This window comes from Microvirga sp. P4_G7 (assembly GCF_056401005.1).
In genome coordinates, this window is sequence record NZ_JBFUKD010001085.1 from 1 (window position 1) to 747 (window position 747).

At 59.8% G+C, this 747-nt stretch carries 1 pseudogene; it reads left to right on the plus strand.

Features of this window, described 5'->3' with window-relative positions:
- Positions 1-747: pseudogene (locus AC1DT3_RS23175) on the plus strand (hypothetical protein); the annotation flags it as partial.

Consider the following 747-nt stretch of genomic DNA (forward strand, 5'->3'; position numbering starts at 1 on the left):
CGATCTCGATGCCACCGATATCGATGGGGACGCTCTGACCTTCACCTTGGTGGATGCTGCAGGCACGGCGATCGACCACGCCAAGTTCGAGATCATCGTTGTCGGCGGAGTGGCAAAACTCGCTCTCAAGGCCACCGCGACGCTCGATCGCGAGGCCGCGAACCATTACGACCTGCGCATCAAGGTTTCGGACGGTACGGATCATGACTTCAAGGACGTGACGATCACGATCGGCGATGTCAACGACACCGCACCGACGGCTGTCACACTCTCGAACACCACCATTGCCCAAGGTGCTGACGCACACGACGCCGTCGGCGCCTTGACCACAACCGATCCTGATACGACAGGGACTCTCACGTTCCGCCTCGTCAAAGCCGACGGGAACGAATATGCGGCAAACGAGCACGATCCGCTCTTCGCCGTCGAGATCGTCAATGGCGTTGCCACGCTCGTCGTTCGTGCCGGCGTTACGCTCACTCAGGCAGACGTCGGCGATCATGCCCTCCGTGTTCGCGCCAACGACGGCGCCGCGGATAGCGCAATCCAAGATGTGACGATCACGGTATCAGACGTGAATGATGCACCGACGGTCGTCACGCTGTCCGACAACACGATCGACGAAAATTCGTTCGATGCTGTCAATCCAGTCGTGGTCGGCGATCTCGATGCCACCGATATCGATGGGGACGCTCTGACCTTCACCTTGGTGGATGCTGCAGGCACGGCGATCGACCACGCCAAGTT